The sequence below is a fragment of the Leucobacter holotrichiae genome, from assembly GCF_055791005.1.
In genome coordinates this window covers 162,713-188,608 of record NZ_JBVUAC010000003.1, presented here as the reverse complement: position 1 = coordinate 188,608, position 25,896 = coordinate 162,713, and the positions used below count along the sequence as shown (strand labels likewise).

At 69.7% G+C, this 25,896-nt stretch carries 24 protein-coding genes; 12 read left to right on the top strand and 12 right to left on the bottom strand.

Annotated features, from left to right (window positions below):
* The first annotated feature begins 15 nt into the window (after positions 1 to 15).
* A complete protein-coding gene (locus AC0KXF_RS06220; protein ID WP_473108335.1) occupies positions 16 to 1,701 on the top strand; it encodes a dihydroxyacetone kinase family protein in 1,686 nt (561 codons plus the stop codon).
* A 136-nt stretch (positions 1,702 to 1,837) separates the two neighbouring features.
* Here AC0KXF_RS06220 and AC0KXF_RS06215 read toward each other — a convergent pair whose 3' ends face one another.
* From AC0KXF_RS06215 to AC0KXF_RS06205, 3 genes are all read right to left on the bottom strand, one after another.
* Positions 1,838 to 2,887, bottom strand: coding sequence for a lipoate--protein ligase family protein (locus AC0KXF_RS06215; protein ID WP_223045248.1), 1,050 nt, complete (start codon positions 2,885 to 2,887; stop codon positions 1,838 to 1,840).
* 80 nt (positions 2,888 to 2,967) lie between these two features.
* Entirely contained in the window at positions 2,968 to 3,834 is an 867-nt protein-coding gene (locus tag AC0KXF_RS06210) for an alpha/beta fold hydrolase (RefSeq protein WP_473108334.1), read from the bottom strand.
* A 47-nt stretch (positions 3,835 to 3,881) separates the two neighbouring features.
* Positions 3,882 to 5,525: an amidohydrolase gene (locus tag AC0KXF_RS06205; RefSeq protein WP_473108333.1), complete on the bottom strand. Its 1,644-nt coding sequence runs from the start codon at positions 5,523 to 5,525 to the stop codon at positions 3,882 to 3,884.
* Positions 5,526 to 5,826: 301 nt separating this feature from the next.
* Here AC0KXF_RS06205 and AC0KXF_RS06200 point away from each other — a divergent pair, with 301 nt between their 5' ends.
* From AC0KXF_RS06200 to AC0KXF_RS06190, 3 genes are all read left to right on the top strand, one after another.
* Positions 5,827 to 6,873, top strand: coding sequence for an alpha/beta hydrolase (locus AC0KXF_RS06200; protein ID WP_473108332.1), 1,047 nt, complete (start codon positions 5,827 to 5,829; stop codon positions 6,871 to 6,873).
* Between the two features lie 97 nt (positions 6,874 to 6,970).
* Positions 6,971 to 7,321: a YciI family protein gene (locus tag AC0KXF_RS06195; protein ID WP_473108331.1), complete on the top strand. Its 351-nt coding sequence runs from the start codon at positions 6,971 to 6,973 to the stop codon at positions 7,319 to 7,321.
* Between the two features lie 56 nt (positions 7,322 to 7,377).
* A complete protein-coding gene (locus AC0KXF_RS06190; protein ID WP_473108330.1) occupies positions 7,378 to 8,001 on the top strand; it encodes a GNAT family N-acetyltransferase in 624 nt (207 codons plus the stop codon).
* A gap of 29 nt (positions 8,002 to 8,030) precedes the next feature.
* Here the strand turns inward: AC0KXF_RS06190 and AC0KXF_RS06185 are convergent, their stop codons facing one another.
* The 5 genes from AC0KXF_RS06185 to AC0KXF_RS06165 all read right to left on the bottom strand — a co-directional run bounded on the left by AC0KXF_RS06185 (position 8,031) and on the right by AC0KXF_RS06165 (position 14,185).
* The gene (locus tag AC0KXF_RS06185; RefSeq protein ID WP_473108329.1) at positions 8,031 to 9,293 is read right to left on the bottom strand and encodes an alpha-hydroxy acid oxidase; all 1,263 of its coding nucleotides are present in this window, start codon (positions 9,291 to 9,293) and stop codon (positions 8,031 to 8,033) included.
* Between the two features lie 69 nt (positions 9,294 to 9,362).
* Positions 9,363 to 10,703, bottom strand: a complete 1,341-nt coding sequence (locus AC0KXF_RS06180) for an MFS transporter (protein WP_473108328.1) — start codon at positions 10,701 to 10,703, stop codon at positions 9,363 to 9,365.
* Between the two features lie 562 nt (positions 10,704 to 11,265).
* Entirely contained in the window at positions 11,266 to 11,946 is a 681-nt protein-coding gene (locus tag AC0KXF_RS06175) for a FadR/GntR family transcriptional regulator (protein WP_473108327.1), read from the bottom strand.
* A 161-nt stretch (positions 11,947 to 12,107) separates the two neighbouring features.
* Complete coding sequence (locus tag AC0KXF_RS06170; protein ID WP_473108326.1) at positions 12,108 to 12,842, bottom strand: response regulator; 735 nt, start codon at positions 12,840 to 12,842, stop codon at positions 12,108 to 12,110.
* Positions 12,839 to 14,185 carry a sensor histidine kinase gene (locus tag AC0KXF_RS06165; RefSeq protein WP_473108325.1) on the bottom strand — a complete coding sequence of 449 codons (1,347 nt, stop codon included), beginning with the start codon at positions 14,183 to 14,185 and terminating at the stop codon, positions 12,839 to 12,841. Before AC0KXF_RS06165 ends, AC0KXF_RS06170 begins: the two co-directional genes overlap by 4 nt.
* A 132-nt stretch (positions 14,186 to 14,317) precedes the next feature.
* Here AC0KXF_RS06165 and AC0KXF_RS06160 point away from each other — a divergent pair, with 132 nt between their 5' ends.
* Positions 14,318 to 15,223, top strand: a complete 906-nt coding sequence (locus tag AC0KXF_RS06160; RefSeq protein ID WP_473108324.1) for an ABC transporter ATP-binding protein — start codon at positions 14,318 to 14,320, stop codon at positions 15,221 to 15,223.
* Positions 15,220 to 16,347 carry an ABC transporter permease gene (locus AC0KXF_RS06155; RefSeq protein ID WP_473108323.1) on the top strand — a complete coding sequence of 376 codons (1,128 nt, stop codon included), beginning with the start codon at positions 15,220 to 15,222 and terminating at the stop codon, positions 16,345 to 16,347. The genes AC0KXF_RS06160 and AC0KXF_RS06155 overlap by 4 nt, the downstream gene beginning before the upstream one ends.
* A gap of 11 nt (positions 16,348 to 16,358) precedes the next feature.
* Here AC0KXF_RS06155 and AC0KXF_RS06150 read toward each other — a convergent pair whose 3' ends face one another.
* Entirely contained in the window at positions 16,359 to 17,210 is an 852-nt protein-coding gene (locus tag AC0KXF_RS06150) for an aldo/keto reductase (RefSeq protein WP_473108322.1), read from the bottom strand.
* Between the two features lie 131 nt (positions 17,211 to 17,341).
* Between AC0KXF_RS06150 and AC0KXF_RS06145 the strand changes: the two genes are divergently transcribed.
* Complete coding sequence (locus tag AC0KXF_RS06145) at positions 17,342 to 18,793, top strand: DHA2 family efflux MFS transporter permease subunit (protein ID WP_473108417.1); 1,452 nt, start codon at positions 17,342 to 17,344, stop codon at positions 18,791 to 18,793.
* A complete protein-coding gene (locus tag AC0KXF_RS06140) occupies positions 18,790 to 19,095 on the top strand; it encodes a thiamine-binding protein (RefSeq protein ID WP_223042565.1) in 306 nt (101 codons plus the stop codon). The genes AC0KXF_RS06145 and AC0KXF_RS06140 overlap by 4 nt, the downstream gene beginning before the upstream one ends.
* A gap of 117 nt (positions 19,096 to 19,212) precedes the next feature.
* On the opposite strand, the gene AC0KXF_RS06135 is transcribed toward AC0KXF_RS06140, so the two are convergent.
* Positions 19,213 to 19,530: a helix-turn-helix domain-containing protein gene (locus AC0KXF_RS06135; protein ID WP_223042564.1), complete on the bottom strand. Its 318-nt coding sequence runs from the start codon at positions 19,528 to 19,530 to the stop codon at positions 19,213 to 19,215.
* Between the two features lie 198 nt (positions 19,531 to 19,728).
* Here AC0KXF_RS06135 and AC0KXF_RS06130 point away from each other — a divergent pair, with 198 nt between their 5' ends.
* The gene (locus AC0KXF_RS06130) at positions 19,729 to 21,600 is read left to right on the top strand and encodes an ABC transporter ATP-binding protein (RefSeq protein ID WP_473108321.1); all 1,872 of its coding nucleotides are present in this window, start codon (positions 19,729 to 19,731) and stop codon (positions 21,598 to 21,600) included.
* Positions 21,601 to 21,622: 22 nt separating this feature from the next.
* Here the strand turns inward: AC0KXF_RS06130 and AC0KXF_RS06125 are convergent, their stop codons facing one another.
* Positions 21,623 to 22,954: a GNAT family N-acetyltransferase gene (locus AC0KXF_RS06125; RefSeq protein WP_473108320.1), complete on the bottom strand. Its 1,332-nt coding sequence runs from the start codon at positions 22,952 to 22,954 to the stop codon at positions 21,623 to 21,625.
* Positions 22,951 to 23,478, bottom strand: a complete 528-nt coding sequence (locus AC0KXF_RS06120; protein ID WP_473108319.1) for an ArsR/SmtB family transcription factor — start codon at positions 23,476 to 23,478, stop codon at positions 22,951 to 22,953. Before AC0KXF_RS06120 ends, AC0KXF_RS06125 begins: the two co-directional genes overlap by 4 nt.
* A 179-nt stretch (positions 23,479 to 23,657) precedes the next feature.
* Between AC0KXF_RS06120 and AC0KXF_RS06115 the strand changes: the two genes are divergently transcribed.
* The 3 genes from AC0KXF_RS06115 (at position 23,658) to AC0KXF_RS06105 (ending at position 25,823) form a co-directional block, all read left to right on the top strand.
* Positions 23,658 to 24,884, top strand: coding sequence for a pyridoxal phosphate-dependent aminotransferase (locus tag AC0KXF_RS06115; RefSeq protein ID WP_473108318.1), 1,227 nt, complete (start codon positions 23,658 to 23,660; stop codon positions 24,882 to 24,884).
* On the top strand, positions 24,881 to 25,339 hold the full coding sequence (rlmH, locus tag AC0KXF_RS06110; protein ID WP_223042561.1) for a 23S rRNA (pseudouridine(1915)-N(3))-methyltransferase RlmH: 459 nt from the start codon (positions 24,881 to 24,883) through the stop codon (positions 25,337 to 25,339). The genes AC0KXF_RS06115 and rlmH overlap by 4 nt, the downstream gene beginning before the upstream one ends.
* Before the next feature lie 97 nt (positions 25,340 to 25,436).
* Positions 25,437 to 25,823 carry a hypothetical protein gene (locus AC0KXF_RS06105; protein ID WP_473108317.1) on the top strand — a complete coding sequence of 129 codons (387 nt, stop codon included), beginning with the start codon at positions 25,437 to 25,439 and terminating at the stop codon, positions 25,821 to 25,823.
* Positions 25,824 to 25,896 lie beyond the last annotated feature (73 nt).

Genomic DNA, 25,896 nt, shown 5'->3' with positions numbered 1-25,896 from the left:
GGGGAGATGGGAGCCATGCGGAAGATCATCAACAGCGCCGATGAGTTCGTCGACGAGGTGCTCGAGGGCATCCTGCTCGCCCACTCCGACGAACTGCGCGCCGCGACGGAGGATCGCCGAGCGCTCGTGCGCGCCGACGCCCCGGCCGCCGGACGCGTGGGCATCGTGACGGGCGGCGGATCCGGCCATCTGCCGTTCTTCCTCGGGTACGTGGGACGGGGGTTATGCTCGGCGGTCGCCGTGGGTAACGTGTTCTCATCGCCGAGCCCAGCGCAGATCCACGCTGCCTCGCTCGCCGTGGACGGCGGCGCCGGGCTGCTCTATCTCTACGGCAACTACGGGGGCGACGTCTACAACTTCGACATCGCCGCCGATCTCTGCCGCGGTCAGGGGATCGAGGTACGCACGGTGCTGGGTGCCGATGATATCCAGTCCGCGCCCGCCGAACGCTCGGAGACTCGGCGCGGGGTCGCCGGGCTCGTGCTCGTCTACAAGGCCGCCGGGGCGATCGCGGACCGGGGCGCGTCGCTCGACGAGGTCGCCCGGGTGGCGCAGAAGGCCGCCGATGCGACGCGCACGATGGGCGTAGGGCTGTCTCCCACCATCCTTCCCGCGGCCGGGGAGGCCACGTTCTCGCTGGACGATGGGGAGATGGAGATCGGCGTCGGCATCCACGGCGAGCGCGGCAGCCACCGCGGACCGCTCGAGAGGGCCGACGAGATCACCGACCGCTTCCTTTCAGAGCTCGGCACGGAGCTCGACCTCACCGCGGGCGCGCGCGTCGCGGTGCTCGTGAACGGCCTCGGAGCGACGCCCCTCGAGGAGCTGTACGTCGTGTACCGCAGGGCGCACCGGGTGCTCGCCGAGCGCGGCGTCGAGATCGCGTACCGCCTTGTCGGGGAATACGTGACGAGTCTGGAGATGGCCGGGGCGTCGCTCTCCATCATGCAGCTCGATGAGGAGCTCGAGGAGCTGCTGCACGAGCCCGCGGGATCCCCGTTCTTCCGACAGGGAGACGCTCCCGTGCCCGTCTCCGCCCGAGGGGTGCTGAACGCCGTCCCCGTCGGTCAGTCGGCTGGCGCCGAGGTGGTGTCCGCGGGCAGCCCGAGCGCACTGCGAAGCGTGCTCGTCGGTGCACTCCCGCGCATGGAGGCTCACGCCGACGAGCTGCGCGAGCTCGACGCGGTCCTCGGCGACGGAGACCTCGGGATCACGGTGTCGGCGGGCAGTCGAGCCGCGGCCGAGGCACTGCGAGCGCTCCCGGAGGACGCCGATGCGCGCAGTGTGCTGCGTGCGGCGGGTCTTGCCTTCTCCTCGGCGAACCCCTCTACGTTCGCGGCGCTCGTGGGCAGCGGCCTCATCAGCGCGGCGGACACTCTCGAATCAGGCGAGCATCTCGGGGCTGACGGGCTCGCCCCGCTGCTCGGCGTACTCGCTGAGCGCATCGCGGAACGCGGAGGTGCGCGGGTCGGAGACAAGACGCTGCTCGACGTGCTCGGACCGGTGGCCTCCGCGCTCGCGTCGGGCGTTCCGGCATCGGAGCTCGCCGGTGTGGCGGAGGCGGCCGTCGAGGAGACAGCGCAGTGGCAGTCGCGACGCGGGAGGGCGGCGTGGCAGCAGGAGCGCTCGGTGGGGCAGCGGGATCCCGGATCGGTCGCCGTGCTGCGTTTCGTCGAGGAGCTCTCGGCCGAGTGCGTGTAGGGCACCGCCTCAGTCGTGTTCGGTGAGGTGCTCTGCCGCATCCGGCAGCGGGCCGGTGCCGGGCCAGCTCTCGGTCTCGACCGGATCGAGCCGCGTGCTGCCGGCCACCAGGTCGAATGCGGGTCTGCCGAACCGTCTACGGCACGCGGCGGATCCACGCCTCCGTGAGGAACTTCTTCTCGACCAGCCGCTCAGCCGCGTCCCACTCGCCCTCGGTGACCTCGCCGTCGGTGCCGCCGTGCCGCTGCTTGAACACCGCGATCATCTTCTCGATGATCGCCTCGCGCGTGAGGCCGGTCTGGCTGCGCAGGGGATCGACCCGCTTCTGCGCGCTCGTGGTGCCCTTGTCCGACAGCTTCTCGCGCCCGATGCGCAGCACCTGGGTCATCGCCGCGGGATCCATGTCGTAGGCCATCGTGACGTGATGCAGCACGGCGCCCGATCCGAGGCGCTTCTGAGCCGCGCCGCCGATCTTGCCCTGCGGGCTCGTGATGTCGTTGAGCGGCTTGTAGTGGGCGTCGATGCCGAGCGCCTGCAGCGCCTCGAGCACCCACTCGTCGAGGTACGCGTACGAATCGGCGAAGCTCATGCCGCGCACCAGCTCGCCCGGAACGTACAGCGCGTAGGTGATGCACGCCTCGGGCGCCATGTACATCGCGCCGCCGCCGGAGATGCGCCGCACGATCTGAGCTCCGTGCGCCGCGGCCTGCTCCTCGTCGACCTCGTTCTTCACGGACTGGAAGCTGCCGATGAACACGGCGGGCGCGTTCCACTCCCAGATGCGCAGCGTCGGGCCGCGTAGGCCCTCGCCCACCGCGGCCGTGAGCACCTCGTCGAGTGCGGCGTTCAGCACGGGGGCGACCGGCGGCTCGTGGAGGATCTGCCAGTCGTAGTCGCGCCAGTGCGCGGCACCGGTCACGGCGCGGCGGATCGCGACGCCCACCGAATCGGGCGTGAATCCGAGCAGGTGCACCTCGGCGGGGAGGGCCTTGCGGATCGCGTTGCCCACCTCCTCGATGGTGCTCGACGGATTCAACCCCTCGACGGCGCCGTTGATCGTGGCGAGCGCGTCGTCGGGTTCGAGGAAGAAATCGCCCGAGAGATTGAATCCGCTGATGCGCCCGTCGACCACGTCGAAGTCGACGACCACCAGCTTGCCGCCGGGGACCTTGTACTCACCGTGCATGCTCATGATCTCAGCGTACGCCTCTCGGGCCCGGGAGGGGAGCAGGCGACGGCTCAAGCCGTGCGAACCGGTATCGCGGATTACTCGGCGCCGACGCGATCCACGATCCACGTGATGAGATCGGCGAACACCTCGTCGCGATTGGTCTCGTTCAGCGTCTCGTGCCGCGCCCCCGGATAGATCTTCATCGTGACGTCGCGCACGCCGCGCCTGCGGTAGGCGTCGGCGAGCTGCCGCAGGCCGTCGCCGCGGGTGAGCGGATCGTCGCCGCCGGAGACGATGAGGATCGGCAGGTCGCTCGGGATCCCCGGCCCCGGCTTGCCGAACAGCCTCAGCGAATCGGCCACGCCGAAGAGCTTCGCGATATCGGCCGCGAAGCAGAGCTCGTCGGCGATGAAGGCCTCGGCGGTCCTCGGGTCGCGGCTCAGCCACTCGAATCCGTTGGCGTCGTCGCTCTTCCACTTCGCGTTGAGGTCGCCGCTCTCCATATGCTTGAAGGTGCGGAGAGCCGACCCCGAGAGCACCAGGGCGTCCCAGGCCCCCGGGTGCTCGCCGAGGATGCGCTGCGCCATGAGCGAGCCCCACGAATGGGCGAACATGACGACGGGCAGGCCCGGGTGCCGCTCGCGGGCGATCCCGGTGAGCTGCAGGATCGCCGCCTCCGCAGCGCGCAGCCCGCCGGGGCCGAGGCGACCGAGCTTCGACAGGTCGCCCTTGTGCTGCGCCCGCCCCGTCTCGCCGTGACCGCGGTGGTCGTCGGCGTAGACGGTGAAGCCGGCGCCGGTCAGCGCGCGGGCGAACGCGTCGTAGCGCTTCGCGTGATCGCCGACGCCGTGCGAGATCTGCACGATCCCCACCGGCTCGGCGGCGGCCCACTCGTACGCCGCGATCTCCACGCCGTACTCATCGGTGTAGCTGAACTCGGTGTACCCGTTCGCTTCGGTCATCCCCTCATTCTGGTGTGCGGGGCTGAACAGCGCCAGGGTGCGTCCGACTACTCCCCGCCGCGGTGCACGATCTCGCCGTCGACCATGGTGATCGCGGCCTCCGTGTCGAGCAGTTTCTCGGGCGAGTCTGTCAGCGCGTTGGCCGACCAGACCACGACGGTGGCCCGGTATCCGGCCGCGATCCGCCCCGCCTCATCGTCGCGCCGCGTCGCGTACGCGGTGCCGAGGGTGAGCGCCTCGAGCGCGTCGGCGGGTGTGAAGATGCGCTCGGGCTGGTACGGCTCGCGGGCCCGGTCGAGCACCGACTTCGCGGTGAGGGCGATGAAGAGGTTGTTCGGGGCCTCGTGCGGCGCGGTCGGCGCGTCGGTGCCGAGAGCGAGCGGCACCCCCGCATCGCGGAACTTGTGCCACGGGAAGCCCGTGTGCGCCCGCTCGTCGCCGAGCTGCGCCATCCAGTTGTCGATGATCGCCGGGTCGCAGTGCACGGGCTGCATCGACGCCGTCACACCGAGGGCCGCCATGCGCGCGATCGTGTCGTCGGCCACCGACTCGAGGTGCTCGACTCGGGGCCGGCGATCCGCGCGGGGACCGTTCACCCTGATGCACTCCTGCACCATGTCGAGTGCGATCGTGCTCGCCTCGTCGCCGATCGCGTGCAGCGCGAGCTGCAGCCCGGCCGCGTCGGCCGCGACCGCGGTGGGCAGTGCGAACTCGCGCTCCCAGATCGGGCCGGGCATCTCGCCGTTCGCGTAGGGCGCCCGCATCGCCGCGGTGCAGGCGTCGATCACGCCGTCGAGGATGAACTTCACGCCCGCGATCCGCAGCCACTCGTCGCCGTACTGCGCCGCGACCTCGTCGCGGACGCGCACCACCTCGCCGATCTGCGCCAGATCGCTCTCGAGGTCGCCCGTCGCAGTGAGCATCCAGTGCGCGTTCACCGGGAAGGGGAGCCGCCCGTCGCGGTCGAGGATACGGCGGTAGGCCTCGAGGTCGGGGCGCCCGAACGACATCTCGGTGGCGCCCGTGACGCCCGTCTCGAGGTACGCGTCGAAGGCGGCCGCGAGGTAGCGATCGCGATCCGCGTCGGTCGTCACCTCGTCGAGGTAGCCCCACGCGTACTTCACGGCGGCGGTCTCGATGAGGAAGCCGGTGGCGTCGCCGTGCTCGTCGCGCACGATCTCGCCGCCGACCGGATCGGGGGTGTCGCGGGTGATGCCCATCGCCTCGAGCGCGGCGGAGTTCACCCAGGCCGAGTGCAGGTCGTTGGCGTCGAGGATGACGGGCACGTCGGGCACGGCCGCATCGAGCATGGCGGCGGTGGGGCGCTCGCCCTCCTCGAAGATGTCGAAGAGCCAGCTGACGCCGAGGATCCGGGTCGCCTCCGGGTTCGCCGCCCGGGCGGCGGCCAGGCGCTCCTGAACCTCGGCGACCGTCTTCGCGTCGCGCAGCTGCACCTTCGACAGCGCCTCGCCGAGCATGAGCATGTGGGAGTGGCCCTCGATCACGCCGGGGGTGACGAGCGCGCCGTCCAGGTCGACCTCCTCGGCCTCGCCCGCTGCGAGGCGCACGGCATCGAGGTCTCCGGCGGCGAGGATCCGGCCGTCGCGCACCGCGAAGCTCTCGCGGGGAGCGACGGCGGCGTCTCCGGTGAAGACCGTGGCGTTGCGGTAGATCGTGGTGTTCGTGCTCATGGGTGCTCGCTTTCGTGCCGCTCGAGGCCTCGCAAAATGAAGACCGTTCATATTCGATGCTAGCCCCGGCGGGCGGGTTCCGCAGTGTCCGCAGTTCAGGCAGGTCGCGCGGACTCTGGAGGCGCGCTCGAGACAGGGCGCGCTCCACACGTCGGAGTGCGCTCCCCAGGTAGGAGATCGCGGCCTGTGCGGTCGGGATCCCGCGTTTTCACCCGCTCGGATCGCGATCTCCTGCCTGGCGCGTGCGCCCGCACCAGGCCCGGGGCATGCGCCCAGGCCCGGGGCGGCCTAGACTGTGCCTGTGCGTCGAGGCTCCGTCCGAGAGGGCAGGGCCCTCCAGCTGGTGGCTGCGTGCGCGCTCGCGCTCGCCGCAGCGGGTGCGGTGTGGCTGCCGCGCAGCGAGCCGGTCGAGCCGCCGCACGCGGCGGTGGTCGAGCAGCCGCTGGTCGTCGAGCAGGCGGCGGGCGAGAGGGGCGGGGAGATGCGGATCACCGACACCGAGATCGAGGGCCCCGCTGCCGGGCGCGATCCGGGCCTGCCGAACCGGGTCGGCTCCTCCGCCGTGCCGGTGCGCACCTACGAACCCGATGGTGAGGCGTGGGCGACGCTCGTGTGGGCGCACGGCGGCTCGTTCTCTCGCGGCAACCTCGACTGGCCAGAGGCTGACTGGGCGGCGCGCCGCTTCGCCGAGGCTGGGATCCGCGTGCACTCCGTCGACTATGCGCTCGCGAGCGAAACCGTGAAGGCGCCGGCACCCGTCGCCGACGTCTCCGCAGTGGTGCGCTGGGCAGGGGCGGAGGACGGCGTGCACCCCCTCGTCGTGGGCGGGGCGAGCGCGGGCGCGCACCTGGCCGTGCTCGCGGCACTCTCCGAAGCCGACGCCGCGGGCGGGCGTCCGATCGCAGCGCTGCTGCTGGAATACCCCACCCTGCACCGGACGCAGCGCTTCGACCCCGAGCTCGACGCGGTAACGGCCGTCCTCCCCGAGCAGCGCCGCTTCGGCGCTGAGCGCATCGCGGGCATGTACGACTTCTACCTGGGCGACCCGGGTGAGGCGACTGCGGCGGGCGCCGTGATCGCGGGCGAGCTGCCGCCCGAGCGGCTGGCGGTGCTGCCCCCGGTGATCATCGTGAACGCGGATGCCGACGATCTGCGGGCGTCGAGCGAGCAGTTCGCGGATCAGCTGCGCGCGGCGGGGGTTCCCGTCGTCGAGGCGGTGCAGCCGGCGACGGTGCACGGATACCTCAACCGCCCGGACGAGTCGGCGCAAGCGCGGATCGACGCGCAGCAGAGCATCGACCGCTTCGTCGCGGAGCTGCGGTTGATCCTCGTTCCGGACGGCGAGTAGCCGCCGATCTCGACGCGGCGCCCGGTTCGTGTCACGATGTGAGCACCGGGGACCGGGCGCGCGCTTGCTGCGGTAGCCCCGGGGGGAGGAGGGCATCATGCGTTTCATGCTTCTGCTGCACCGCCGAGAATCCGAGCTGCTGCAGCGCGCTCCGGAGTGGATCGAGGAGGTCGTCGAGTTCCTCGCGCGGTTCGAGGACGAGCTGCTCAGCCGCTCGGAGCTCGAGTGGACCGAGACGCTCGACAGCGATGCGCGGGCCGAGGTCGTGGGGCCGGGCGGGGAGCGCCGCGACGGCTGGTACAACGAAGCGGGCAAGCCGCTGCGTCGGCTCTGGGTGGTGCGGGTGCCGGATCGCGCCCGGGCGCACGAGCTCGCCGGGCAGCTGGCGGGCGAGCTCGATACCTGGGTCGAGGTGCGGGAGTGCATGCCGGGAGCGCAGCGGCCCTGAGCGGAATCATCGCGGGCCGACCGGGACGCCGCCCTCGATGCGTGCAGAATGGGCGTATGGCACTCGAACACCCGGGCACCCTCCGCGGCCGCCTCGTCACCCTCGAACCGCTTTCGCTCGATCACCGCGACGAACTGGCCGACGCCGTGCGCGACGGGGAGCTGTGGCGCCTGTGGTACACGCGGATCCCGGAGCCCGAGCGCATGGATGCCGAGATCCGCCGCCGACTCGCGCTGCAGGATCAGGGCAGCATGCTGCCCTTCACCGCCCGCTGCAACGACACCGGGCGCGCGATCGGCATGACGACCTTCATGAACATCGATGCGGCGACGCCGCGGGTCGAGATCGGTTCCACGTGGAATGCCGCGAGTTCTCAGGGCACGGGCACCAACCCCGAGTCGAAGCTGCTGCTGCTCGGCCACGCCTTCGACGCGTGGGGATGCACGGCCGTCGAGTTCCGCACCGACTTCCACAATCACCAGTCGCGCGCGGCCATCGCGCGGCTCGGGGCGAAGCAGGACGGGATCCTGCGTGCCCACCTCAAGCCCGAGGCCGGCTACGTGCGCGACACGGTGGTGTTCTCGATCACCCGGCCGGAGTGGCCGGGTGTGCGCCTCGGGCTCGAGCACCGGGTCGCCGGGCATCTCCCCGGGGATCCGGCCTCGCCGCGGCTCGGCTGAGGCCGGCACCGTCCCGGATCCTCCCGGCCCTACCCGGCCTGCTCGATCCCCTCGCTCGCGGCCTGCGGGACTGGGGTCAGCCGGCTGAGCTGCGTTACGTGCCGGGGTTCGAGCTCCTCGAGCGACGACACCCCGAGCAGGGCCATGGTGCGCTCGATCTCGCTGCGCAGGATGGCGATCATCCGGTCGACGCCCGCGCGGCCACCGGCCATGAGGCCGTAGAGGTAGGCGCGGCCCACGAGCGTGAACTTGGCGCCGAGCGCGACCGAGGCGACGATGTCGGCGCCGTTCATGATCCCGGTGTCGATCATCACGGTCGCGTCGCGGCCGACCTCGCGCACCACCTTCGGCAGCAGATGGAACGGCACGGGGGCGCGGTCGAGCTGGCGCCCGCCGTGATTCGAGAGCACGATGCCGTCGACGCCGAGGTCGATGAGCTTCACCGCGTCGGGCACGTTCTGCACGCCCTTGATCACGATCCTGCCCGGCCACATCTCGCGGATCACCGCGAGGTCCTCGTAGGAGATGGTGGGATCCATCGCCGCGTTGAGCAGGTCGCCCACCGTGCCGCCCGTCGTCGAGAGCGAGGCGAACTCGAGCTTGGGGGTGGTGAGGAAGTCGATCCACCACCACGGCCGCGGGATCGCGTTGACGACCGTGTTCAGCGAGAGCTGCGGCGGGATGGAGAACCCGTTGCGCTTATCGCGCAGGCGGGCTCCCGCGATCGGGGTGTCGACAGTGAACATGAGCGTGTCGAAACCGGCCGCGGCGGCGCGTTCGACGAGGCCGTACGAGATCTCGCGGTCGCGCATCACGTAGAGCTGGAACCAGTTGCGGCCGTGGGGATTCGCGGCTCGCACGTCCTCGATCGAGGTGGTGCCCAGGGTCGAGAGCGTGAACGGGATGCCTGCCGCGCCCGCCGCGCCCGCGCCCGCGATCTCGCCCTCCGTCTGCATGAGGCGGGTGAAGCCGGTCGGGGCGATGCCGAAGGGCAGTGCCGAGCGGCCGCCGAGAATCTCGGTCGAGGTGTCGACGTGCTCGGCGGGCTTGAGGATGTCGGGGTGGAACTCGATGTCCTCGAACGCCTGCCGGGCTCGCGCCAGCGACAGCTCGCCCTCGGCGGCCCCGTCGGTGTAGTCGAAGGCGGCCTTCGGGGTGCGGCGCTTCGCGATGCGCTGCAGATCGGCGATGGTGAGTGCCGACTCGAGTCGCCGCCGCTTGCCGTTGAGGTCGGGCTTCTTGAACTGCATGAGTTCGAGGAGCTCGGCCGGGTTGGGGAACTGCCGCTTCATCTGGGTGACCCTTTCGACTCGGGGACTGGGGTGCTGGGGGGCGGTCGGAGCCGGGATGCTCCGGGGACTCTACGCGATCTGCGCGGAGCGCGCGATCGGATCCTTCGCCTGCTCGTCCTCGACGTGCGCGACACGCTTGATGAAGAACGAGGCCACGATCGAGATACCGGCGCAGACGGCGACGTAGATCGCGATCGGCCACCACTCGCCCCCGCTGATCTCGAGCAGCCAGGCGCCGATGAGGGGAGCCGTGCCGCCGAAGATCGCCGCGCCGAGCTGGTAGCCGAGGGACGCGCCGGTGTAGCGCACCTCGGGGGCGAAGTTCTCGGCGATGAGGGTGCCGAGGATCGCGTTCACGCTGCCCCACAGGAAGCCGAAGCCGAGGATCGTCGCGACGAACAGCGCCCAGGTCTCGCCCGTGTTGAGGATCAGGTAGTAGGGCACCACGAGCACGATGGTGGTGCAGGCCGACCAGCGGTAGAGGGCCGCGCGGGAGACGCGGTCGGAGATGCTGCCGAAGATCGGCATCCAGATCGTCGCGACGAGGGCGGCCGCGGCGACGGCGAGCAGCACGACGTTGTCGCGCGCGCCGAGGATGTCGGTGGCGTAGGCCACGACGTAGGTGCCGAAGATGTAGAACGGGCCGGTCTCGGCGGCCTTGGCACCGATCGAGACGAGCACGGCGCCCCAGTGCTTCGTGATGACCTCCTTGATCGGCAGCTTGAGCCGCGCCCCGGTCTCCTGCACGCGCTTGAACTCGGGGGTCTCGTCGAGGCCGTTGCGGATCCACAGGCCGACGAACACGAGCACGATGCTGGCGACGAACGGCACGCGCCAGCCCCAGGTCATGAACTGGCCGTCGGGCAGCTGGGTGAGCAGCGCGACGACGCCGGCGGCGAGCAGCATGCCGAGGCTGATGCCCATCTGGGGCACCGCGCCGTACAGGCCGCGGCGGTTCTTGGGGGCGTACTCGTAGGCGAGCAGCAGGGCGCCGCCCCACTCGCCGCCGATGCCGAGGCCCTGCAGGATGCGGAAGCAGATGAGCAGGATCGGGGCCGCGATCCCGATCGCGGCGTAGTCGGGCAGCAGGCCGATCGCGACCGTGCCGCCGCCCATCAGGGTCAGGGTGATGAAGAGGGTCTTCTTGCGGCCGATGCGATCGCCGATGTGGGAGAAGATGATGCCGCCGAGCGGGCGGAAGAAGAAGGTCAGCGAGAACGACACGAAGGCGAGCATCGTGGAGACGAACTCGTTGTCGCTCGGGAAGTAGAGCTTGTTGAAGACCAGCGCGGCGACCGTGCCGTAGACCAGGAAATCGAACCACTCGATCACGCTGCCGCTGAGGCTGCCGAGGAGTACACGGTAGTTGATCCCCGGCACCGTGTCGGCCCGGGCTGCGGTGCTCGTCATGTCGTCTCTCCCTTGAGATCTCTGTCGTGAGGATGTCACGTCCTCGAAATACTTGTGGTCTGACCATGTGGTATTACCACAAGTAGTGTAGGTCGGGTGTCGCGATCCGTCAATTCGCGGGGAGGGGGTCTCGGTGTCGAGACTGCTTGCTGCGGGTGAGACCGCCTGCTGCGGCTGAGGCTGCCTTTTGCCGCCGAGACCGCCTCTTGCGTTGACGGCGACAGGCGGTCTCGACGATCGGAGCCCGTGTCGGATCCGTGTCGGATCCGCGTCGGATCCGCGTCGGCCGTTGCCACCGCCGGCCCCTACCCCGCCGAGAGGTCGAGAAGGGCTCTGAATCCCCAGGATCGCAGCCGTTTTCGTCCTCTCGGATGGTGCGGGCGTGACAGGGGGGAGCGGGGAGGGGCAGGGGCAGGGCGCGGGTGTGGGCAGAGGCGCCGAGGTACGGATTTCGCGTGTTCTGCGCGAGCCGAGGCTGCGCTTTCCGTCTCTCGACAGGGGTAAGCGGGACAGGGGGGCAGGGTGCGGGTGCGGGCGGGGTGCGGCCGACCGCGGGCTCGGCTCAGCGGGCGGTCTCGAAGTAGTAACCGCGGATGTGCGAGCGGATCCGCTCGACGGCCGCGTCGCGGTCGCCCCCGCGCAGGCTCTCGAGGATGCCGCGGTGCTCGGCGCGCAGGCGTTCCGCGGTGCGCGCCCAGTCGGGCAGCCCCTGGGCGCGCTGCAGGGTGTGGTCGGCGATCGAGATGCGCAGGGCGTCCATCAGCGTGCTGATGAGCGGGTTGTCGGCCGCGCGCGACAGGAGCACGTGAAACTCTGCGTCGAGGGGCAGAAACTCCTCGACCGGTAGATCCGGATCGTCCATCAGTTCGAGCAGCCGGGCCGCGCGCTCCCAGTCGCCGCGGGCGGGATCGGAGTGCTCGGCTGCCCAGCACTCCAGCAGGAGGCGCATCTCGTAGACGTGGTGATGCTCGACCTGACTGGTCGCGAGCTGGAGGTTGAGGGCGAGCGTGAGGGCCTGCTCGGGGACGGCCGTGATGACGGTGCCGGATCGCGGGCCGGAACCCGTGGCCGTGCGGATCGTGCCCAGCGCCTCGAGCACGCGCAGGGCCTCGCGCAGCGAACTGCGGGAGACCTGCAGCGTCTCTGCGAGGGCCCGTTCGCCGGGGAGATGGTCGCCGATGTGGAGCCGCCCGCTCCGCAGCTCCTCGGTCACCCACTCCATGACCACCTCGTGCGCTTTCATCGTCATCGATTATCGCAGTAACGCGATTCGGCGCGGTCTCGGTCCTTGGCTGGACCGGCTCGGACCGTGAGAACTCCGGTGATTCACACGAGACCGGCAGCCATCGGCCTTCGACGCCCGCTCCCCTGCGAATCACCGGCTGGACCGGAACCCGACGTCGACTACCGGGGTCGGTGGGCCTGCACGCCCCCGAGAGTGTGCGCCCACACGACGGCCTGGATGCGGTCGCGCACCTCCAGCTTCTGCAGCACGTTCGAGACGTGGGTCTTGACCGTGGCTTCGCCGAGGAAGAGCGCCGCGGCGATCTCCGCGTTCGAACGTCCCTCCGCCATGAGCGCCAGCACCTCGCGCTCCCGCTCGGTGAGACCCGCGCGGTCGAGGGCCGACGGTGATCCGCCGCTCTGACTGTTCTCCGGGGCCGCCGCCTCGCTTCGCGCAGACGTCTCCGCGCTTTCACCGCTCTGGGCCGAGCCCTGCGAGATCCGCTCGATCACGGCTCGGGTGACGTCCGGTCCGAGCAGCGCCTGACCCGAAGCCAGCGTGCGCACGGCGTCGATGAGCTGCTCGGCGCGCGAGGTCTTGAGCAGGAAGCCGCTGACTCCCGCCGCGAGGGCATCGAAGAGGTAGGTCTCGTGGCCGAAGGTGGTGAGGATCAGTACGGCCGGGCCGGCGGCGCCCGGGTCTCCGAGGATTCGTCGGGACGCCTCGATGCCGTTCATCTCGGGCATCTCGACGTCCATGCAGATCACGTCGGGCGTGAGCGACCTCGAGAGCTCGACCGCCTCGAGCCCGTTCGCGGCTTCGCCGACCACCTCGATATCCGGCTCTGTCTCGAGGATGATCCGAAAACCTGATCGCACGAGCGCCTGGTCGTCGACGAGCAGTACGCGGATCATACGTCGATCCCTTCTACTTCTGATTCTGCCGGGTGCGCACTGTTCGCATACACGGGGGTGGGGGCTGGGGCGGGAGCGGGCACTGACGCCCGCACGAGGAAGCCGCCCGTACCCGCTCCGAGCGCGGGTTCTCGACGCCCGGCCTGAACCGTGCCGCCGACGGCGCCGATGCGTTCACGCATGCCTCGGATGCCCAGGCCCGCGCCCTCCGAGTGCTCGTCGGCGCGCTGCCGCACGCCGTCGTCGCTCACCTCCACCTCGACGGTGCCGGCCGTGAAACGCAGCCGCACGTCGGCGGTGGCTCCGCGGCCGGCGTGCTTGCGCACATTGGTGAGCGCCTCCTGCACCACCCGGTACAGCGCGACGTCGACCAGCATGGGCAGCGGACGGGGATCGCCGGCGACGATGAGCGTGGTGGGCACGCCCGCGCTCTGCGACTCGGCGATGAGCGTTGCCAGCTGCGCGATACCCACGGTGCTCGATCCGGTCTCCGCTTCGGGGGTGCGCAGCGTGTGCACGAGGCGTCGCAGCTCCTCGACCGCCGTGTGGGCGCTCTCCTCGACCACCTCGAGCGCGGCGGCCGAACGTACGGGGTCCCGTTCGATGCTGCGCCTCGCAGCGGCCGCTTGAATGCCCATCACCGAGACGTGATGCGCCACGACGTCGTGCAATTCGCGGGCGATCGCGATCCGATCGAGGGCGACGGCCTGCGCGGCGCTCGTCTGACGCTCGAGTTCGAGCTCGCGCCCCTGCGCCTCGAGACGCGCCTGAGCACGCGCCGCGCGCCATGAGCGCTCGCCGAAGTAGTAGGCGCCGCCGAAGTACATGAGGTTGGTGATGAGCTGGATCACCGCGAACGTCGCGTAGGCCGAGAACAGGCCCGAGCGAGACAGACCCGGGAAGGCGTCGGTGTCTGAGGAGGAGATGATCAGCGACAGCACGAGCCAGAGGATGAGCGCTCCGCCGATCGCGATCCTCGCCCACACCGCGAGGGCCCGCCGTTCCTCCCAAGCGCCGACGGTGTACAGCCCGATGAAGAGGCAGATGTTCACGATGAGGATCTCGGGCACGGCGAACTGGCCGCAGATGAAGAAGCCCACCGACACGATCACGGCGACGGGGACGGGATATCGGCGCCGCAGCGCGAGCGGCAGCGTGGCGAGGCCGAGGCCGAGCGCCCACACCCACGGCTCGGCGGGCTCGGCGATGAGGCCCGTGCGCTGGTAGAGCAGCGAGGTGGTGAGAGCCGCGAAGGCGAGCAGCACCGCGAGGCCGAGGTCGCCCCGCATGCTGCGGGGGCTCGGCTTCGGGCGCACCCACTCTGCGCCTCTGAGATCTGTCATGCCATCCAGCGTAGGGGGACCCTCCGACATTGCGCGTCCTCCTCCCGGAGGAGCGGTTTCCGCCTCGCGGGGGACGCGCGATGTCAGAGGTCGCCTCTAGCGTGGAGTCAACGAGGAAAGGAGCGAGACGAGATGATCGAGATCACAGGCGTCTCCCGCAGCTTCGGCGATCGCAGAGTGCTCAGCGACGTGAGCTTCGGCGTCGAGAGCGGCCGCATGACCGGTTTCGTCGGCGGTAACGGCGCGGGCAAGACCACCACGATGCGCATCATCCTGGGCGTGCTGTCCGCTGACAGCGGCACGGTGGCGCTCGACGGCGAGCTGATCACCGCGGCGGACCGGGCGCGCTTCGGTTACATGCCGGAGGAGCGGGGCCTCTACCCCAAGATGAAGGTGCTCGAGCAGCTCGTGTATCTCGGGCGGCTGCACGGCATGAGCGCGCACGCGGCCAAGGCCTCGGCGAGCGGTCTCGTCGAGCGGCTCGGTCTGGGCGAGCGCGCCGACGACACCCTCGAGAACCTCTCGCTCGGCAACCAGCAGCGGGCGCAGATCGCGGCCGCGCTCGTGCACGAGCCCATCGCGCTGGTGCTCGACGAGCCGTTCTCCGGGCTCGACCCGATCGCGGTCGAGGTGGTGCTCGGCGTGCTGCGCGACTACGCCGCGCAGGGGGCTCCCGTGCTGTTCTCGTCTCATCAGCTCGACATCGTCGAGCGGCTCTGCGACGACGTGGTCGTGATCGGCGGCGGCAAGATCCTCGCCTCCGGATCGCGGGAGTCGCTGCGGGCCGAGCACTCGGGGCGAGAGTTCGAGATCGAGCTCGCGGGCCCCGGGGCGGATGCCGGATGGGTTCGGGATCAGCCGGGCGTCTCCGTCACCCACCTCGACGGCGGCTTCGCCCGCTTCGACGCCGACAGCGACGCCGCGGCCCAGGCGATCCTCACGCGCGCCGTCGGCCAAGACCCGGCATCGTCCGTCGTCCGTCGTTTCGGCCCCGTCACCCCGACGCTGGCCCAGATCTTCAAGGAGGTCGTGCAATGACCACGCAGATCCAGTCCCGCAGCGAAGCGCGTCAGGTGAGCGGTGCACAGGGCGCCTGGCTCGTCGCCGAGCGCGAGATCACCACCAAACTGCGCAGCAAGGCATTCGTCGTCTCGAGCATCGTGCTGCTGCTCTTCGTGCTCGGCGGGGTGCTGTTCAGCGGTTTCATGGCGAACTCGGGCGGTTTCGGCGGCCCGACCAAGGTCGCGGCCGTCGGCGAGGCGAGCTCGGTGCTGCAACCGCTCGACGGCGAGACCTTCGAGGTGACGCAGGCGCCCGACCGCGCCGCAGCCGAGCAGATGGTGCTCGACGGCGATGTCGACGCGGCCGTGGTGCCGGGTGGGGACACCGCGGTCGACCTCACGGTACTCGCGAAGGACAGCGCGCCGAGCGACGTGCTCACCGCCCTCTCGGCGGCGCCCTCGGTCGAACTGCTCGCCCCCACGACCGACAATCCGGGGCTCGCCTACATCATCGCCGTCGCCTTCGGTGTGGTGTTCATGATGAGCGCGATCACCTTCGGCACGACGATCGCGCAGAGCGTGGTCGAGGAGAAGCAGACCCGCATCGTGGAGATCCTGCTCGCCACGGTCTCGGCGCGCACCATGCTCGCCGGCAAGATCCTCGGCAACAGCATCCTCGCGCTCGCGCAGGTGGTCGCCATCGTCGCGGTGGCCTCGGTCGGCATGCTGGCGACGGGGCAGGACCTGCTGCTCGGCGAGCTCGGCACCTCCCTCATCTGGTTCGGCGTGCTCTTCGCGTTCGGCTTCGTGCTGCTCGCGACGATGTATGCGGCGCTCGCCACCCTCGTGTCGCGGCAGGAGGACGTGGCCTCGGCTGTGAGCCCGGTCATGTGGCTGGTGATGCTGCCCTACTTCGCGATCATCTTCTTCAACGACAACCCGCAGGCGCTCGCGATCATGAGCTACGTTCCGTTCTCGGCTCCGATCGGCATGCCGATGCGCCTGTACCTCGGCACCGCCGAGTGGTGGGAGCCGCTGCTCTCGGTCGGCGTGCTGCTCGTCTCGATCGCGATCGTGCTCTGGATCGGCGCCCGCATCTACAGCAATTCGATCCTGCGCACCGGGGCGAAGGTGAAGCTGAGCGAGGCGATCAAGGGGTAGGTCGCCGGCTCTCAGTTCACCTCGTCGGGGTGCGAGCCGCTGCGGAAGCCGCGATCCATGGCCGCAAGCGTGTCCATGCTCGCGGCGTCGAGCTCGAACGAGAACACGTCCCCGTTCTCGGCGATGCGTGCCGCGCTGCTCGCCTTCGGGATCACCGCGTTGCCGATCTGGAGGTGCCAGCGGATCACGAGCTGCGCCATCGAGACGCCGCGATCCCGCGCGAGGCCGAGGAGCGCGGGATCGTCGAGCAGTCGCCCGCGGGCGAGCGGCGACCAGGCTTCGGTGGTGATGCCGTGCTCGGCGTGGAACTCGCGCAGGTCTCTCTGCTGCAGCCACGGGTGCAGCTCGACCTGGTTGACCGCCGGCACGGTCTCCGTGCTGTCGAGCAGTCGCTCCAGGTGCGGGATCTGGAAGTTGCTCACGCCGATCGCCCGGACCCGGCCCTCTGAGTGCAGGCGCTCCAGCGCGCGATAGGTCTCGATGAACAGTCCGCGCTCCGCGCACGGCCAGTGGATGAGGAAGAGATCGAGCTGTTCGAGCCCGAGATCGTCGAGGGTGCGATCGAACGCGCGCAGCGTCCGGTCGTAGCCCTGCTCGGTGTTCCACACCTTGCTGGTGACGAACAGATCCTCGCGGGAGAGGCCGGACTCGAGTGCGGTGCGGATCCCGCGCCCCACCCCCGTCTCATTACCGTAGAACGCTGCGCCGTCGAGGTGCCGGTAGCCTGCTGCGAGAGCGAGCCCGACGAGATGCTCGGCATCCTCGGCGGGCACCTTGTAGAGTCCGTAGCCGAGCTGGGGCATCTCCACGCCGGGAGCGATCGGGATCGGGGAAGCGGGAAGGGGTGCGCCTGCAGCAGTCATGCCTCGACGCTATCGAAGGTCGGTCGCCGTGCCCAGGGGCGAGTGTCGGGGGCCCGGAGTAGGCTTGCCTGGTGAGCACCGATCAGCCCTCGCGGCAACCCGATATCAGGCCGTGGCCGGCCCTCTGGTCGATGGTCATCGGCTTCTTCATGATCCTCGTCGACACGACGATCGTGTCGGTCGCGAACCCGTCCATCATGCGCGGTCTCGACACCACGATGGTGGCGACGCTGTGGGCGACGAGCGCCTATCTGCTGGCCTACGCGGTGCCCCTGCTCATCACCGGCCGCCTCGGCGACCGCTTCGGCCCGCGCCGCGTCTACCTCGTCGGCCTCTCGATCTTCACGCTCTCGTCGCTGGCCTGCGGCCTCGCCTCCGGAGTCGAGACCCTCATCGCGGCCCGGGTCTTCCAGGGGCTCGGGGCGTCGCTCATGACTCCGCAGACCATGTCGGTGATCACGCGCATCTTCCCGCCGCGGGAGCGCGGCTCGGCGATGGCGGTCTGGGGCGTCACCGCGGGTGTGGCCACGCTGGTGGGTCCGATCCTCGGCGGTTTCCTCGTCGACGCCTGGGGCTGGGAGTGGATCTTCTTCATCAATGTGCCGGTCGGCGTGATCGCCTTCGTGTGCGCGCTGCGCTTCGTGCCGGTGCTGCCGACGAACGCGCACCGCTTCGACTGGCTGGGCGTGCTGCTCAGCGCCGTGGGCATGTTCCTGCTGGTGTTCGGCATCCAGGAGGGCGAGAGCTTCGAATGGGGCACGATCTGGGGCCCGATCACGGTCTGGAGCCTCATCATCGCGGGCGCGGTCGTGCTGGCGCTGTTCGTGGTGTGGCAGCGGGTGCAGAAGGGCGAGCCGCTGATTCCGCTGCAGATCTTCCGCGACCGGAACTTCTCGGTCGGGTCGGCCGTGATCGTGACCGTGGGTTTCGCGGTCACCGGCATGTCGCTCCCGCTCATGTTCTATCTGCAGCTCGTGCGCGGGCTCACACCCACGCAGTCGGCGCTCATGATGGTGCCGATGGCCGTGCTGTCGATCCTGCTCGCGCGCCCGGTCGGGCTGCTGATCGACAACCGCGATCCGCGCCGTCTGCCGGTGCTCGGTCTGCTGCTCGTGGCCGCGGGGCTCGTGTGCTACTACTTCATGTCGCGGCCCGACGTGCCGCTCGGGCTGCTGCTGATCCCGAGTGCCGTGCTCGGCTTCGGCAACGCCTTCATGTGGGGGCCGCTCGCGTCGATCACCACGTTCGGTCTCGCACGCCATCTCGCAGGAGCGGGATCGGGTGTCTACAACACGAGCCGCCAGGTGGGCGCGGTGCTCGGCTCCGCGGCGATGGCCGCGTTCATGGGGTCGCGGATCGCGGCCCAGCTGGGCTCGGAGGTCGCCGATGCCGCCGGCGGGGCCGGGGCCGAAGGCGGCGGATCGGGCGCGCTCCCGGAGGCGCTGCACGAGGGCTTCTCCGCAGCGATGGCCGAGTCGATCCTCATGCCCATGGGTGTCATCCTGGTAGGCGCGCTCATCGCCCTGCTGTTGGCGCGGCGCCCGGCTCGCTCCGTTGAATCAGAAAGGAAGGATCACGCATGATCGTCGCATTCTCCGTCGCACCGAGCGGCACCGGCAAGGCCGACGCCTCGGTGTCCGATGCCGTAGCCGAGGCCGTGAAGGTGGTGCGAGCGTCGGGGCTCCCGCACCGCACGAGCAGCATGTTCACCGAGATCGAGGGCGATTGGGACGAGGTCTTCGACGTCGTCAAACGCGCCACGGAGGCGGTGCTGCCCTTCGGCTCGCGCGTCTCGCTGGTCATCAAGGCCGACATCCGCCCCGGCTTCGAGGGCGAGCTCGACGGGAAGCTCGAGCGCCTGGAGCGCGCGATCGAGGGCGCCTGATCGCGCGGGCGTAAGCCTGTCGCGGTATCGGGAGCCTGCGGCGTCGGACTGATGTGGCGGTGTCGGCGTGCAGCGCTGGCGTCAGGCCTTGCGCCAGGCTCAGGGCGTGCGCCGGCGTCAGGCCTTGCGGCGGCGCGCCCCCTGCTCGGTTCTGGCGCGGATGAGGTCGCGGGCCGAGAGCTGGTGCGAGCGGCGGCCGTAGTCGTCCGCGGTGATGCCGGAGAGGAAGGTGCCCGGGTCGACTTCGAGGGCGGTGGCGAGGCGCACGAGGGTCTCGGCCGTGGGGCTGGAGACGCCGCGTTCGATCTTGCCGATGCTGGTCCAGCTGATCTCGGAGAGCTCGCCGAGATCCTCGAGCGAGATGCCGAGACGCTGGCGGATCTCGCGGATGCGGCGACCGATCTTGAGAGCGGCTTCCGAGTGGATAGTTGGCACCGATCCAGCGTGCTCGTCTCATGCGTCGTGCACCAGAGCTTGCTCGCACAGGGTGAGAACATCTAGTGCGCAAAGTTCTTGATGGGCGTACGGACCGGCTCGAGTGCGAACCGCCCGCATGCCGGCCGGGCATCCGGAGACTGCGCCGTGAGCGGACGCGTCGCATGAATGTCGGCGGGTCCGGGTAATCTCCGAACCATGAGCATGAGCGGTGGACCGGTAGCGCGCGGATCGCGCGTCTCGTCAGGCGACGCCGCGCGCCAGCGCGAACTCAACGAGGCCGCCCCCGCGATCCCGAACCTCGGCCCGCGCATCGCGGCACTCTTCAGGCCGTATCGCTGGCAGCTGTCGGTGATCGTCTCGCTCGTGCTGATCTCGGCCGCGCTCGGGATCCTGCCGCCCCTCCTCACGCAGCGCGTCTTCGACGAGGGACTGTTCCCGCCGAACGGTGAGCCGAACCTGGGGGTGCTCTCGTGGCTCGTCGCGGGTATGGTGGCGGCGTTCGTGCTGTCGTCGGGCCTCGGCATCGTGCAGACCCTCTTCACGGCGCGGGTCGGCAATCGGGTGATGGGTGACCTGCGGGTGCGGCTGTTCGCGCACCTGCAATCGATGGAGCTCGGCTTCTTCACCCGTACCAAGACCGGCGTGATCCAGTCCCGCCTGCAGAACGACGTCGGCGGCGTGGCGAACGTGCTCACCAACACGGTGGGCAACATCATCGGCAACACGGTCACCGTAGTCGCGGCCGCGGTTGCCATGCTGCTGCTCAGCTGGCAGCTCACCCTCATCGCGGTCGTGCTGATGCCGGTCCTGGTCATTGCGCAGCGTCGGGTGGGGCAGGTGCGGGCACGGATCGCGGGCCGCACCCAGGAATCCCTGTCCGAGATGACGGCGATCACCCAGGAAGCGCTCTCGGTGTCGGGCGTGCTGCTCGCCAAGACCTACTCGCGGCAGCGAGCCGAGACCGAGCGCTACGCCGCCGAGAACAGCAGGCAGATCGGTCTGCAGGTGCGGCAGACGATGAGCGGGCAGGTGTTCTTCGCGCTCGTGCAGGTGTTCCTCTCGGCGGTGCCCGCGATCGTGTACCTGGTCTCCGGGTGGATCATCGCGAGGGGCCAGGGAGAGGGCTTCGACCCCGGTATTACCGCGGGCACCATCGTCGCGTTCACCACAGTGCAGTCGCGGCTGCTCTTCCCGCTCATGGCGCTGCTGCGCATCGCTCTCGATCTGCAGACCTCGCGTGCGCTCTTCGCCCGCATCTTCGAGTACCTCGATCTCGAGCCGGCGATCACCGATGCTCCCGACGCGCGGGAGCCCTCCGAGGCGCCCGGTATGGCGGGCCGGGTGGAGTTCGAGAGTGTCTCGTTCCGCTACCCCGACGCGGGCGGACAGGAACGCCCGACGCTCGACCGGGTGTCGTTCGAGGTTCGGCCCGGTGAATTCGTGGCGTTCGTCGGGGCATCGGGATCGGGCAAGACGACGATCGGCTCATTGATCCCGCGCCTCTACGACGCGACCTCCGGCACCGTGCGCTACGCCGGAGACGACGTGAGAGAGCTGCGCCACGAAGCGCTGGTCGACCGCATCGGCGTGGTGACGCAGGAGCCGTATCTGTTCCACGCATCGATCGCGGCGAACCTCCGCTACGCGAAGCCCGACGCCTCGCAGCAGGAGCTGGAGGCCGCGGCGAGGCTCGCCAACATCCACGACACCATCACGACCTTCTCCGACGGCTACGAGACGGTGGTGGGGGAGCGGGGCTATCGATTGTCGGGCGGTGAGAAGCAGCGGATCGCGATCGCCCGCGTGCTGCTCAAGAACCCGCGCGTGCTCGTGCTCGACGAGGCCACGAGTGCGCTCGACACCGTGAACGAGCGCATCGTGCAGCGTGCTCTGGAGGGCGCGCGCAGCGGCCGCACCACCATCGCTATCGCGCACCGCCTCTCGACCGTCGTCGACGCCGATCGCATCTATGTGGTGGGTGGCGGCCGCATTCTCGAGCAGGGCACGCACCGTGAACTGCTCGCGCGCGGCGGGCCCTACGCGGAGCTCTACGCGCAGCAGAGCTGAGGCGAGCACCGGGGCGCCGACCCTACACGGGGCGCACGAAGTAGACCCGGTCGAATCCGTTCTCCCTGCGTCTGCCGGTCTCGCGGTAGCCGCGCCGCGGGTAGTACTCGAGATTCTCCGTCATCTTCGCGTTCGTGTAGAGCTGGGTCTCCGGGAGCTTCAGGGAGCGGGCCTCGTCGTCGGCGCGATCCAGGAGTGCGGCTCCGATCCCGAGCCCCTGAGCCTGCGGGGCGACGGCGACGTTCTCGATGAGCAGGTGGTCGGAGTGAGCCTCCGTCACGAGCACCCCCGCGATCCCTCCGTCGATCCGGGCCACCAGCACTCTGCCCTCGTCGACCGCGGTGGTGTAGTCCGCGGTCATCGGGGCGGGTTCCCGCCCGATGCGCGAGATGTAGGGCGTGTAAGCGGCCCGCACGAGTGCGACGATCTGCGGCACATCCTGCGGCGACGCCGTCTCGAGGATGAACGGAGCGGCCGGCGCGAGGGGGCCCTCGCCTCCTTCTGAAACGCTTGCGGTCATGTGCTGTCCGTTAGAGGGTAAGGCGTCGGCGAGCCGGAGGTCGTCGTCGAGAGAGACGGCGGAGAAAACGAACGGGAGACCCTGCCCTGTCCAGGGGGAAGCCCGATCCATGAGCTGGGCATGGACGTGGGGTTCGCTGCTGTTGCCGGAGTTGCCGCATCGTCCGACCTGCTGCCCCGCCCGTACCGGCTCGCCCGCCCGCACCGTCACTGACCCCTGCCGCAGGTGTGCGACCGTCGCATAGACCCCGTCTGAGCCGCGAATGGTGACGTGATTGCCGAGGATGAACGCCGGTCCGCCGATCTCCCGGACCACCCCCTCGAGCATCATATAGACGATGGTGAACCATCCCGATCGCGCCCGATGATCACGGAGCCGGTCGGATGCCCGCACGACGGTTCCGTCGATCATGGCGAACACCGGTGCGTCGAACGCGGGGTACTGGTCGGCCGCTCTCATCGCCTTGCCGCCGAAAGCCGGCCGAGTCGCATGCTCGGGTTCGAATACGAGGTCGATGGCGTAGGCCTGTCCGTACATGCGGACGCCGTGGCTCGGCACCTTTGAAACCGGGCTGTTCAGGCCCAACCATCGCCCGTGCACGGGAGACGAGACCACCGCTGTCGAGTGCTCGGTGAGGAGGCGAGGCCCCGCGAACACGAGTACGGCGCTCAGGGCCAGCGCACCGGTGGCCGCGATCGCGAGAACGGCTCTGAACTGCCGAGCCTCATCTCCGAGGGTGAGGAAGCTGGAGATCCCCACCGCGACCAGCAGCGCGACTGCCGAATAGTAGATCGGACCGCGCAGCCGGTACGCGGTGAGAGCGAATCGCTTCATCGTTCGGCCCCAAGCAGAGAGGTGAGCAACGGTACGACGCGCGCAGCCGGAACCTCGTAGCTGCCGCGACCGCGTTGCCGAACCCAGCCGGCCGCGACGAGTTGCCGCAGGTGGTGGTGCAGCTGCCCGGTCGTGCCGAGGGAATCGATCGCTGCGAGGTCCGAGGTCGCCTGCACCCCCGAAAGGATATGCCGCAGGAGCTCGAGTCGCACGGGGTGGCCCAGTGCCGAGAAGACGCCGGCCCGATCCGTCCATTCCGTGTCGAGCAGGTCCGCGGTGTCCGCGCCCTGCTGCCAGGACACGGGAGTGCCCGTAGGGAGGGTCAGCGACCCGACGATCATCACCGCGCCATCGGACATCGTCGGTTCGGCGTCGATGCGCGACTTCAACCCGTTCAACGCCCAGAACGTGTCTTCGCCGGCTGCTTCGGCATTCTCCGGTGGATGTGGGTGGCTCTCGAGAGCGACCACTCGGTCCGTCAGCTTCCTGAGTTCCTCTCGGAGTGCTCCCAGATCATCACTCATGCGGCAATAGTACGTTAATGCGAATTAACGTACAATCTTCGTTGCGACGTGCGCCGAGGGGGCGCTCGCTTGCGAATCGCAGAATCTGCGGACCTCGGCGCACGGCGTGTCGCTTTCTGCTGTTTTGCGAGCTAGGGGACCTGTGAAATCGCACACTGTTCGGGTGGGATAATGGCCGGGTGCGCCTCATCACCCAGTCCAGCAAGCTCACTGGTGTGCGTTACGACGTGCGCGGCCCGATCCTGCAGGAGGCGGAACGCCTCGAGCGAGAGGGGCATCGGATCCTCAAGCTCAACATCGGCAATCCCGCCCCGTTCGGTTTCGAGGCTCCCGCCGAGATCGTCGACGAGCTGCGCCGGATCCTGCCCTCCGCCCAGGGGTACAGCGACTCGCGGGGCATCCCGGCCGCCCGCGAGGCCGTCGCCCGCTACTACACCGAGGAGGGCGTCGCCGGCGTCGGGCCGGATGACGTGTTCATCGGCAACGGCGTGAGCGAGATGATCTCCCTGGTGCTGCAGGCGCTGGTCGACGACGGCGACGAGATCCTCGTCCCCGCGCCGGATTACCCGCTCTGGACAGCCCAGGTCACCCTCTCGGGCGGCCTCGCCGTGCACTACCCCTGTGACGAGTCGAACGGGTGGATGCCCGATCTCGAGGCGATCGAGCGGCTCATCACGCCGCGCACCAAAGGCATCGTGCTCATCAATCCCAACAACCCGACCGGCGCCGTCTATTCGGTGGGGCTAGTGCGGGGGTTCGCGCAACTCGCCGAGCGCCACGGCCTCGTGCTCATGGCCGACGAGATCTACGAGCGCATCCTCTACGACGGCGCGGTGCACGAGCATGCGGCGCTGCACGTCCGAGAGACGCTCTGCCTCACGTTCAGCGGGCTGTCGAAGGCGCAGCGGGTGGCCGGTTACCGCTCGGGGTGGATGGCCGTGTCGGGGGATCGCTCGCTCGCGCGGGACTTCCTCGAGGGTCTCACCCTGCTCGCCAACATGCGGATGTGCGCGAGCGTGCCCGCGCAGTACGCGATCCCGGTGGCGCTCGCGGCCGAGTCGAACTGGTCGGGCATCACGGAGCTGTGCGCCCCCGGCGGGCGATTGCGGGAGCAGCGCGATACGGCGCATCGGCTGCTCGCGGAGATCCCCGGGGTGACCTGCGAGCGGCCCGGGGGAGCGATGTACCTGTTTCCGAGGCTCGATCCCGAGGTCTACCGGATCGACGACGACCAGGCGTTCGTGATCGATCTGCTGCGCGCGACTCGGGTGCTCGTGACGAACGGGCGAGGCTTCAACCTGCCCACGACGGATCATCTGCGATTCGTGACGCTGCCGTCGGTGCCGGTGCTGACCGAGGCGATCGGGCGCATCGCGGAGTATCTCGAGACGAGGCGGGCGGGGTGACGATCAGGATCCTCGCCGTCGGAAAACGCCACGAGTCGTGGGTCGCCGAGGGTATCGACCGCTACGAGAAGCGTCTGCGCAAGCCGTTCGACGCGAGATGGCAGCTGCTGCCGCACTCCTCCCGCGAGGGGGATGCCGCTCGCGCGGAGGAATCTGAGCGCATTCTCGCGAAGGTGGATCGCGACGCCTACCTGGTGCTGCTCGACGAGCGCGGGCGCAATGTGGAGTCGCCGGTGCTCGCCTCGAAGCTGCAGGGAGCATTCGATGCGGGTCGGGCGGTGACGGTGGTCATCGGGGGCGCGTACGGGGTGGCGGATCGCGTGCGCGAGCGCGCCGACTTCGTGTGGAGCCTGTCGAAGCTGGTATTCCCGCACCAGCTCGTGCGTCTGATCCTCGCCGAGCAGCTGTACCGGGCGCAGGAGATCTCGGCCGGACGGCCGTATCACCACGTGTAGACGGGCCGGTTGCGCGTCGGTGCGTGGTGCTGGACGGGTGGACTCGGCCCTCGGTCAGGCCACTCACAATGTCAGTGGTGCGGTTTAGCGTGAGGGCATGAACCCCTTCCGTCTCACCACCCGGCTGCAATCGCCCCCTCGCGGGCGTCTCCTGCCAAGCCGGCGTGCGGAGGAGGCGCAGCCGGCCCGGCACGAGGGCGGTGGCCCCGTGCCGGTGCCCTGGCGCGTGGTGGGCAGGTCGGCTGCGGGGGTGATCGAGGTCGAGCACTGCGGTGAGGGGCCGCTGCACTCGGTGCGATTCGCGCTCGCGGGCGACGGCATGCTGGGGCTGTCGCTGCCGCGCACGGTGTATCCGGAGGAGCGACTGCGGGTGGTGGTGCGCGGGCGAGGCGGAACGCGGGCCTCGGAGGCGTCCGACGCGATGCTCGTGCTGCGCTGGTTCCAGCCCGACGGGAGGGAGCTGCTGTGGCCGATCGCACTCTGAACCGGGGCCCGCCGGGTGAGTATCGAGGGTGTTTCGTGCTGCCTTGGAGGTGCTGACGGGGTGGTGCTGGCGA